10 protein-coding genes are annotated in these 10,887 nt (G+C 39.8%); 7 read left to right on the top strand and 3 right to left on the bottom strand.

The annotated features are described in order from the left end of the window. Positions 1-124 precede the first annotated feature (124 nt). The 3 genes from pta to ACY10D_RS10065 form a co-directional block, all read right to left on the bottom strand. Entirely contained in the window at positions 125-2,221 is a 2,097-nt protein-coding gene (pta, locus tag ACY10D_RS10075; RefSeq protein ID WP_487000602.1) for a phosphate acetyltransferase, read from the bottom strand. 9 nt (positions 2,222-2,230) lie between these two features. Then, a complete protein-coding gene (locus ACY10D_RS10070; RefSeq protein ID WP_487000601.1) occupies positions 2,231-3,418 on the bottom strand; it encodes an acetate/propionate family kinase in 1,188 nt (395 codons plus the stop codon). Between the two features lie 117 nt (positions 3,419-3,535). Then, positions 3,536-4,165, bottom strand: a complete 630-nt coding sequence (locus ACY10D_RS10065; protein ID WP_487000600.1) for a LysE/ArgO family amino acid transporter — start codon at positions 4,163-4,165, stop codon at positions 3,536-3,538. 372 nt (positions 4,166-4,537) lie between these two features. Between ACY10D_RS10065 and ACY10D_RS10060 the strand changes: the two genes are divergently transcribed. The 7 genes from ACY10D_RS10060 to ACY10D_RS10030 all read left to right on the top strand — a co-directional run bounded on the left by ACY10D_RS10060 (position 4,538) and on the right by ACY10D_RS10030 (position 10,850). Beyond that, a complete protein-coding gene (locus tag ACY10D_RS10060; protein ID WP_487000599.1) occupies positions 4,538-5,470 on the top strand; it encodes an ArgP/LysG family DNA-binding transcriptional regulator in 933 nt (310 codons plus the stop codon). Positions 5,471-5,802: 332 nt separating this feature from the next. After that, on the top strand, positions 5,803-6,159 hold the full coding sequence (hypA, locus tag ACY10D_RS10055; protein ID WP_487000598.1) for a hydrogenase maturation nickel metallochaperone HypA: 357 nt from the start codon (positions 5,803-5,805) through the stop codon (positions 6,157-6,159). A 62-nt stretch (positions 6,160-6,221) separates the two neighbouring features. Beyond that, positions 6,222-6,965: a hydrogenase nickel incorporation protein HypB gene (hypB, locus tag ACY10D_RS10050; protein ID WP_487000597.1), complete on the top strand. Its 744-nt coding sequence runs from the start codon at positions 6,222-6,224 to the stop codon at positions 6,963-6,965. After that, complete coding sequence (hypF, locus tag ACY10D_RS10045; protein ID WP_487000596.1) at positions 6,934-9,219, top strand: carbamoyltransferase HypF; 2,286 nt, start codon at positions 6,934-6,936, stop codon at positions 9,217-9,219. The genes hypB and hypF overlap by 32 nt, the downstream gene beginning before the upstream one ends. Then, positions 9,182-9,418 (top strand): HypC/HybG/HupF family hydrogenase formation chaperone, encoded by a 237-nt coding sequence (locus ACY10D_RS10040; protein ID WP_487000595.1) that lies wholly within the window; start codon positions 9,182-9,184, stop codon positions 9,416-9,418. The genes hypF and ACY10D_RS10040 overlap by 38 nt, the downstream gene beginning before the upstream one ends. After that, on the top strand, positions 9,415-10,515 hold the full coding sequence (hypD, locus tag ACY10D_RS10035; protein ID WP_487000594.1) for a hydrogenase formation protein HypD: 1,101 nt from the start codon (positions 9,415-9,417) through the stop codon (positions 10,513-10,515). The genes ACY10D_RS10040 and hypD overlap by 4 nt, the downstream gene beginning before the upstream one ends. Beyond that, positions 10,512-10,850, top strand: coding sequence for an AIR synthase related protein (locus ACY10D_RS10030; protein WP_487000593.1), 339 nt, complete (start codon positions 10,512-10,514; stop codon positions 10,848-10,850). The genes hypD and ACY10D_RS10030 overlap by 4 nt, the downstream gene beginning before the upstream one ends. Positions 10,851-10,887 lie beyond the last annotated feature (37 nt).

Raw genomic sequence — 10,887 nt, 5'->3', positions numbered from 1 at the left:
AAACCCACTTACAAAAAGATCCCTATAAACCTATGTTTGCAAAAGGGGTGGCAGCCGTAGGCTGACGGGGTGTTTATGAAATCATAGTTTTGTTCTAAAGTGCGTAACTCCAATTAATCAACGTTTACTCAGTGGCGTGTGATTGAATCGCAGTAATTGCAATGGTATAAATAATATCATCAACTGTGGCCCCACGTGACAGATCATTAACCGGCTTGTTTAGCCCTTGTAATACAGGACCTATACTTAAGACATCGGCACTTCGTTGCACGGCTTTATAGGTTGTATTGCCGGTGTTTAAATCTGGAAAAATCAATACATTGGCGTATCCGGCAACGGCACTATTAGGTGCCTTTTGTTGAGCAACCGAAAGCGTTGTCGCAGCATCATATTGCAAGGGACCATCAACGATCAGATCAGGACGTTTTGCCTTCACCAATTCAGTTGCAGATTTGACTTTATCAACATCGGCACCATGACCTGAGTCTCCCGTGCTATAACTGATCATGGCAATTTTAGGATCAATACCAAATGCTGTGGCAGACTCAGCGCTTTGAATAGCAATTTCAGCTAATTGCTCGGTTGTCGGATCAGGATTAACCGCGCAATCACCATAAACAAGCACTTGATCTTCAAGGCACATGAAAAATACCGACGAGACAATCGAGCAGTCAGGTTTTGTTTTAATGATTTTAAGTGCGGGAGAAATGGTATGTGCGGTGGTGTTTAAAGCGCCTGCAACTAAGCCATCAACATCTGACATATATAACATCATGGTTGCAAGGGTTACATTATCTTCAAGGGCATCACGCGCCATAATTTCGGTCATGCCTTTATGTTTACGCGCATCGATAAGCGGCTTGAGATACTGAGTTTTGATGCTATCTGGATCAATTGTGATGATTTTATCCGATAAGTGTAAGCCTTGCTTTTTGGCAACCTCGATTACATCGTCACGTTTCGCTAATAAGATACAAGTAGCAATCTTGCGTTCACTACAAAAAATAGCAGCTTCAATCGTGCGTGGCTCTAAACCCTCGGGTAGAATGATACGTTTGGTGACTTCAGTTGCACGCTTGATCAGATAATGACGAAACGCCGGCGGCGATAGTTTGGTTGGTGTGGGTGTTGCCGTAAGCTTGCGTGTAATCATATCGACATCAATGCATTCAGCAATGGATGAGCGCAAGAGATTTAAACGCGTTATATCATCTCTAGGAATGCTGTTGTAATCAATATCAGCTAACTTTAAAATGGTGCTAATGCTCTTATTGTAAGTCACAAAGATAGGTAAAGACATGCGTTTAGCCGCATCAAGACAGAAATCCAGCACGGCACGATTGGCAAGGGAGAAGGCAGTTAATATTAATCCCGCGATTTTAATGCCTTTTTGTGCGGCAACTGTCACTGCTAGAATAATATCACTGCGATCAGCAGCAGTGATGATTAATGTGCCTGGCTTTATCTCGTCTAAGGCGTGATCAACGGTACGCGAGCACATGGTGACGATATGCACACGGCGCTCAAGATCAAAACCTTCAAAGAGTGCAGTTAAATTTAAACGATTGGCTATATCAATAACACGTGGGTAGCTGAGGTTGTTTTGCCAATGTGTCACCCCGAGTAAATTTAGGTGATTACTGTTAAAGATAGTTAATGTTTCAATATCTGATCGCGTAAGATTTGGTGCGCTATTGTTAATATCTTCATCTAATAAACTAAAACGATTTTTGCCATCATTATCAACTGGTGCATTAAGTTTAGTAACAATGGCGCCTAAGAGTGCATCTTGGGGAATTTGCTGTTGATATAGCTTTAGTTGAATCTCAAGGTCTTTTAGCGTCTTATATCCTTGGCGTGCAATGAAGATAACATTAGCATTAAATGCGCGAATAAGTGTTTTATTAAAGAGGTTGATGTAAGCGTTTAGCCATTCAAACTGATTATGATTGTGTTCTTTGATGAACACGCCATCAATTAAGGTAATATCACTGTTTTGGCTAACTTTATCGTAGATATTAAGCAAGTATTCAAAAAAATCTTTCATCTTGTTTTGTTGAAAATAACGCTCAATTTCAGAAGACGAGATTTCCGCATCAAATAATGGATTAAACAGCTTAACGCGATAGCCACGCTGTTCAAGGGCGTATCTTAAGCCTTGCTTTAACGAGAACAAGCCAACACCTTGACCGGTGGGCAGTAGTATGATTGGTAGACTCATGTTTGATCCTTAATTAGCTAATAACATTTGACAACTTTGCGCAATCATTTGCTCTTCATCGGTTTTGAGTACCATAATGCGTTTGCTGCCTTGAGCGTGAACTTCAATTGCTTGTGCGGCATTTTCATTGCGCACAGCATCAATGGCAAAACCACTAAACTTAAGTCGATTGATGATTTGTTGACGTACTAAGGCACTGTTTTGACCAATGCCCGCGGTAAAAATAAGTCCGTCAAGTTGATCAAAATACATAAGATAGCTCGCAATGAAGCTCGCGACACGGTGACTAAATATATTCAGTGCTAATCTCGCTTGTTTTGCTTCCTTTAATTCAATATCAGGATTGGCAATAAGATGTTCAATTTCACGCATATCACTTAACCCACATAATCCAAGTAAACCACTTTGTTTGTTTAATAGCTGATTAATCTCATTGATATCCATATTAAGCATCTGTTGCAGATAGCTAAAAATACTAGGGTCAATAGTGCCTGAGCGCGTACCCATGACCAGTCCATCCAAAGGCGTAAATCCCATGCTGGTATTGATGCTTTTACCATTTTTGATCGCGGTGACACTGCAGCCATTGCCTAGATGCGCGCAGATAAAATTGCCTTGTGTAAGAGATAGATGTTGAGCGGCAGCCTGCGCAATATACTGGTGACTTATTCCATGAAAGCCATATTTTCTAATATGTAGATCTTCATAAAGCGTATTGGGGATGGCATAGCGATAGATTTCCTCAGGTATACTCTGGTGGAAAGCCGTATCAAAGACCGCAATCTGAGGTATTGATATAAAATGCTGCTGACAGAACTCAATACCTTCAAGGTTGGCAGGGTTGTGTAAAGGGGCTAAAGGGATAAGGGCACGAATTTTAGCAATAACATCATCTGTTACAATAACAGCACGATCGAAATAATGCCCACCATGGACGACGCGATGCCCAATAGCAATGATTTGAGTGAAATAGTCTTGCTGCTTTAAAAAACCAATAATTTTGGCAAATGCTTGATGGTAATTAAGTGGTGAAGTCTCTGTCTTAGTCTGACCATTAATAGAAATGCTTAGCGTTGTTTCTTTGGTATTAATTTTATCAACCAGTCCAACAAGCGTCTGTACTAAGGTATTGTGATCATAAAGTGAGAATTTAATTGAGGAGCTACCGCAATTAAAAACAAGAAAGTACTGTGGCATAGGTTACAAGCTCTTGGCTTTAAGTGCTACTCACTATAGCCTAAGACAGTGCTTTATTGGAAACTCAAACACACACTAAGCGCACAAAAGTAAACAAAACTTGCGTTATGTCATGCTTTAGTGAATAAGCAGGAAGATGCATTTAATGGCAATCACATACATAAAAAGCCCGGAAAATAGCTCTAAATATTTCCATGTGTGTCGACTTTGGAAAAAAAGATTAAGACGAAGACCTAGAGCCGTTAGACCAAAAAACCAGATAAAGCTTGCACTGAGTGCGCCAGCCATAAACTCCAGTTGTAAATAGATGAGCTTGTATTTAAACGCAACACCACCTAAAAGTACAACGATATCTAAAATTGCCTGAGGGTTTAATAAACTAAACGAGCAGCTAAGAAAAATCACTTTGTAGATGTTTAATGTTTGAGTACTTATTTGCTCATTTTTTAATAGCGTGTTAACTGAAACATGGCTTTGATAGGCAGATTTTAATGAGAGTGCGCCATAGTAGAACAAAAAAATAATGGCAGCGATCAGTAATATTGGTCGCACAAAAGGAAGATAATGCGTCATTGTTGCGGTAAGAAACATGCTGATAGTAATTAAAATAACATCACAGATAAAACAAATCAAAGCCGTGCTATAAGCGTATTGGCGTGTAATTGCTTGCTTGATAACAAATAAGTTTTGCGCACCTATGCCCATAATAAGCGTTAAACCAAGAAGTAAACCAGTAAAAAATTCCATCAGATATTTTGCTCCTATTAATTAGCATAGTAATAATTCAAAAACAAGTTGAGCTTCAATTACTCCCCTCACCCGTGCAGCTTAAGCTGCCTGAGCTCTCCCGCAAGGGGAGAGGTACTAAGTAACTATGCAAATACTATCAGGTGTTTTTTGGATTCTCGGATCAAGTCCGAGAATGACGAAAAACTGTCGTATTCGGGCTTGGCCCGAATATCCATGATTACCAATAAACTATTGTTTAAGTACTTAGCTGACGCAACTTATTCTTGATTCATTACATATTATTTAAGGTCAATGTTATATTAGGTTGCAGTGATTAGTTAAATTAAATATTATTATGAATCATTAATTATATTAATAATTTGACGAGAGATGGATTATAAAGGGCTAACAGCACTAAGTAGTGTGATTGAGCTGCAAAGTTTTGAAAAGGCAGCGAATAAGTTAAATATCTCACAATCAGCGGTATCACAGCGCATAGCGCTGCTTGAGAAGCATTATGGCGTGCCATTGATGTTACGTTACTTGCCTTATCAACCAACTGCCTTGGGTGAAAAGCTATTAAATCATTGGGTAAAAGTTAAGTGGTTAGAGTCAGCACTCACACAAGAGATTGACACACATCGGCAAGCATTAAAGCTAAGTATTGCGATTAACTATGATAGTTTGGATACGTGGTTTAGCGAAGTATTAATCAAGGTTGCCAAAGCATATCCTGACGTGCGCTGGCAGATGATTGCCGATGACCAAGAGCTAACTGCAAACTATATAAAAGAAGGTAAGGCATTGGTATGTATTTCTAACAAGATGGTTAATTACCCATTTTGCCAAAGCGTGTTACTGGGCAGTATGGATTATTTATTGGTGGCTTCAGTGGACTTTTATCAGCGTTATTTTGCCAAACACGAAGTGGGTTCTCGCTCATGGCTTCAAGCGTTAAAAAGTGCACCTTTTCTGACATTTAATCAAAAAGACGATTTAAATATTGAGGTAATGGAGAAGTTTTATCACTTTGAGCCTGATGTTAATAATATTCATATTGCACCATCGGTGAAGAGCTTTAAGTCATTATGTTTAGAAGCTTTAGGATATGCACTGATTCCAAAAGCAGACATTGTGATTGAGTTGGCAGAGGGTAAACTAGTCGTTCTTGATACGCAAAACATATGGCGTATGCCTTTGTATTGGCACTATTGGGATTTGCCTGATGCAGCATATCGCAAGATGAACAATATGATTGTTGATCACGCACAGGCAGTATTGACCAAGATCTCAAGTACGCAATTTGGCTTGAAAAGAGAGTGAGAATTTTTAGGCTAAGACTACAATTTACCCATAAGTGCTCACCGTACCCTGAGCGTCAGTCGAAGCGATGCACTGAGCATTAGTCGAAGTGTGGTAAACTCGGGAAAATTACGCTTCATAGAGGCTTCGACTTACGCTCAGCCAACGCTTACAAAATCAAAGTGAGCAGTAATATGGTCATAACCAATTTTTAAGGCTAAGCGACAAATCAAAGAAAAACTTGCGCTATGTCATTATTTGCGCATTTAATGCATTAAATAGCATGGTCATAGTGTCTTCACTTATTTATTGTGTGCTAATCTAATTTGCAGTGATATATCGGTTGATAAGTTATGCATGAATTTTCATTGTGCCAAAGTGTGATTACTATTGTGCTTGATAAAGCAAAAAGCATGGGGTATGAGGCGCAAGCCGTGCAACAAATTGAACTAGGTGTTGGGCAATTAGCCGGCGTTGATATCGAATCAATGCGCTTTTGGTTCCCCGTCGCTGCTAAAGATACGCCATTAGCGCAAAGTATCTTAAATATTACGGTCAAACCGGCATGGGCACATTGCTTAACATGTACGCATGATTATCAATTATCAAAGTTTTATGATGCATGCCCTAAGTGCCAAAGCCATGATAAAGAAATACTAACAGGTCAAGATATGTTGGTAGAAAAAATTGAGTTTGTAACGTCAGAATAATAAGAGTTAAGAGTTAAGAGTTAAGAGTTAAGAGTTAAGAGTTAAGAGTTAAGGAGTAAGTTATGTGTACAACTTGTGGTTGCAGCGATTCTGAGCATATGCATCAACATGCGCATGACCATCACCATCATGATCATGCGGTTGATAGTGTCAAATTAGAACAGGCAATTTTGGCAGCAAATGATCAATATGCGCAAGCCAATCGTGAGGTTTTGAGAGCTAAAAATGCGCTAGCATTTAATTTTGTATCTAGTCCAGGTTCGGGCAAAACCTCGTTACTTGAGAAGACGATTGCTAAGCTTCAGGCTGAGTACCCAATCGTTGTGGTTGAAGGTGACCAACAAACTGAAATCGATGCTAATCGAATCCGTAAAGCAGGAGCGAAAGCCTATCAGATTAATACTGGCAAAGCATGTCACTTGGATGCGCATATGGTGGGACATGCGTATGAGCATTTAGACATTCAAGAAAACAGTTTTGTCTTTATTGAGAATGTAGGCAATTTGATTTGTCCGGCAATGTTCGATTTAGGTGAAAAGCATCGCATTGCTGTGATTTCAGTGACAGAAGGTGATGATAAACCGCTGAAATATCCGGATATGTTTTATCATGCGGATACCGTGATTATTAATAAAACGGATCTACTGCCGTATGTTGATTTCAGTGTTGAGCGTTGCATTGAAAATATTCGTAAAATTCGTCGTGATATTCGATTTTTTGAGCTTTCGGTTAAAACGGAAGCGGGATTTGATAACTGGTTAAACTGGGTAACAAATGGGTATAACAGCAGTCAAAATCACAGTTAATGGCATTGTCCAAGGTGTGGGCTTTAGACCTTTTATTTATGTGTTGGCGGTAAAAAACGGCTTATTTGGCAGTGTGCAAAATACGCTTCACGGTGTTGACATCATTCTACAAACGACACATCAGGAAGCTGAGAATTTTTGCATATTGATGAGGCAACAATTACCTAAGCTTGCGCAAATTGAACATATTAAAATGACTGAAATCATCATGGATAGAGCGTTTGACCATTTTAGTATTTTAGCCAGTAGTGAAGGGAAGTCCAAGATCAAAATCCCAGCCGATAGTGTTATTTGTGACGACTGTCTGAGTGAGCTATTTGATCCAAATAGTCGCTATTATCTTTATCCTTTTATTAGTTGTACTTATTGTGGTCCGCGCTTTAGTGTTACCGAGTCTTTGCCTTATGATCGAGAAACGACGACGTTTTCCAAGTTTCCATTATGTGATGATTGCTTGCGTGTTTATCGCAATCCTTTAGATCGACGTTATCATGCACAAACAACGGCTTGTTGCTTGTGTGGTCCTAAATTATCTCATGCCTTTTCTGATATGGTGCAAATACTGAAACAAGGTGACATTTTAGCGTTGAAAACACATAGCGGGTTTAAATTGGTTGTGGATGCTAAAAATGAAACAGCGATTACGCACTTAAGACAACGTAAAAAAAGATCATCTAAACCTTTTGCATTAATGGCATTAAATCAAGCCAGTATTGAGCAATATGTGCAGTGTAATCAAGAAGAAAGTACGCTATTAAACTCGTCAGCTCGCCCAATTGTATTGTTAGAAAAGAAAACAACGACTCAGCTGCCGAAAATGCTTGCACCTAAACTTAATGAGCTAGGTGTGATGTTACCCAATTCTGCCGTAGATTATTTGCTTTTTTATTATCTCTTGGGGCAACCTAAAGATCGTGATTGGTTGCAACAAGCAAATGATCTATTACTGGTGGTAACAAGTGCTAACTTATCTGGTGGCAGTATTATTGCAGACAATGATCAAGCTTATCAATTGCTAGCACCTATTGCCGATATGATCGTTAGTGATAATAGACAAATTGCGATGAAAAGTGACGATAGCGTGATGCGTGTGGTTTTAGATAAATCAATGATGATTCGTCGCGCGCGTGGTTTTGTGCCATTAACGATTAAGCTTAATCGTGAATTACCTTGTGTCTTTGCAACGGGTGCTTTGTTGAAAAACACCTTTTGTTTTATCAATCACAATGAAGCATATCTCTCGCAATATATTGGTGATATGGATAGTGTCGATAGTATCAAATACTTTGAAAAAGCATTTCATCACTATCAACATTTATTTGGTGTGAGTTTCAGTGCGCTGGCGTGTGATCTACATCCGGATTTCTATACGACTGAGTTTGCCGAGCGCTTAAATTTACCACTTACTCGCGTGCAGCATCATGAGGCGCATATTGCTGCAGCTATAGCGGAGTATGCACTAGAAGATCCGGTATTAGCGATTGTACTTGATGGTTTTGGCTTAGGTGATGATGGTATGGCGCGAGGTGGTGAGCTTTATCATTGTGATATTGAAGTACTTAAATTTACACGAATATCAGCGCTTCAATCGATGCCTTATTTAGGTGGTGATCGTGTACAAAAAGAGCCATGGCGTATGGCGCTTAGCTTTTGTGTTGACTTGGGGCTAAAAGTGCCAAAGCATCTATTAGCAAATGAAAAAGCGCCAAGTTTTTTGCAATTACTTGAGAAAAACAAAGAAAACTTACCGCGCACGACAAGTATGGGGCGCCTATTTGATGGTGTGGCAAGTTTGTTAGATATTTGTCACGACAACACCTTTGAAGCAGAAGCTGCAATGAAACTTGAAGCATTGGTTAACGTATCTAGGGTTGATAAAAGCTTGATTGATATAAACAATAATCAACTGGGTGTATCACAATTAGTTGCAAGAATAATGGGTATGCCAAAAGATAAAGGCAGTGAGCTATTTCATGGGACTTTGGCTTATGCTTTAGCATTATGGGCGCATGAGAGTGCATTCAACAAAGGTATTACTCAAGTGATATTAACCGGTGGTTGTTTTCAAAACAAAGTGCTGTTGACTGAAGTTGTGCAGTACTTAGAAACACTTGGCTTACAAGCGATTGTGCCACAAAAAATCCCAGTCAATGATGGTGGGATCAGTTTAGGGCAAGCATGGCTTGCAGCGAATAAATTAAACAAGGAGAAAAAGCATGTGCTTAGCAATTCCTGCACAGATTATAGCGCTTAATGGCGATGACCAAGCGCTGGTTAATATCGGTGGTGTGCGCAAAGAGATTTCCTTGGCATTATTAAAAGATCAGGTTGATATCAATGACTATGTAATCGTGCACGTTGGCTTTGCGCTTAGTAAACTAGATGAATTACAAGCCAAGCAAACGTTAAAAGATTTTGCTGAAATGCTACAACAAGATCGAGGTGATCTATGAACTATATTGAGGTTTTTCGCGATCCAAAAGTTGCCAAAGGACTTATTGCTGAGATTAACAATAGTGTGCAAAGTGGGCGAAAATATCATCTGATGGAGTTTTGCGGGGGGCACACTCATGCGATTCATCGTTATGGTATTACAGGACTGTTGCCAGCTGAGATTAAGATGATTCATGGTCCAGGATGTCCTGTATGTGTGCTACCGGTTGCACGCGTTGATCAGGCAATTTTTCTTTCTCTGCAGCCGAATGTGATTTTTTGCAGTTATGCTGATATGTTGCGAGTGCCTGGTACAAACCAAGATAGCTTACTCAAAGCCAAAGCGCGCGGTGCGGATGTGCGCATGATTTACTCAAGTGAAGATGCGTTAAGGTTGGCTAAAGAGAATCCAGGTAAGAGAGTGATCTTTTTTGCGATTGGCTTTGAGACAACAACACCGCCGACAGCCGTTGCATTAGATAAAGCATTAAAGTTAGGCTTGAATAACTTCTTTGTGTTTTGTAATCATGTACTGACACCGATTGCGATGGAAGCCATCTTATCCGATGAAGTCAAAATAGATGGCTTTGTCGGTCCTTCACATGTCAGTATTGTTATTGGCAGTGATGCTTATCATGATGTGGCAACGCGCTTTGCCAAACCAGTGGTGATTGCGGGATTTGAACCTTTGGATGTATTGCAATCTATTTTAATGTTGATTCAGATGATTAATCGTGATGAAGTGGGTGTCAAAAACCAATACACACGTGCGGTAACCCCCCAAGGCAATACATTTGCACAGCAATTAATCGCTGAGTATTTAGAATTACGAGATAGCTTTGAATGGCGTGGATTAGGATTCATCCCAAAAAGCGCGCTAAAGATTAAAGATAAATATGCACAGTTTGATGCTGAAGTGGTTTTTGATATACCAACCGTGAAAGGGCAAGAGCATAAGGCATGTGCATGTCCTGATATCTTGCGAGGAGTTAAAGAGCCTAAAGACTGTAAGCTCTTTGGCGTTGCCTGCACACCAGAGCAGCCGATGGGAGCATGTATGGTTTCCTCTGAAGGAGCGTGTGCGGCACATTATCAATACCAAGGAATGTCGGCATGAGTATTAAATTAAATTTCAAATCTGGTGTGGTGGATCTGGCGATGGGTGCCGGTGGCAAAGCGATGAATCGTTTGATTGATCAGTTGATGAAAAAAGCCTTTGATAATGAGTATTTATCTCAAGGCGAGGATCAAGCGACGTTACCAAATCTCAATGGTAAAATTGCGATGACAACCGATAGTTATGTGATTACGCCATATTTTTTCCCAGGTGGCAATATTGGCAGTTTAGCTGTTTATGGTACGGTGAATGATCTGGCAGTAGGAGGTGTGAAGCCGCTTTTTCTTTCTGTTGGCTTTAATGCGAATCAAGGGTTGAATAATAATCAAAAATAAAGTTTACGAGTTGCCAATCCATAATTTATTGTGTTAA

This window comes from Cysteiniphilum sp. (genome assembly GCF_057495195.1).
This window is presented reverse-complemented; position numbering and strand designations above follow the sequence as displayed.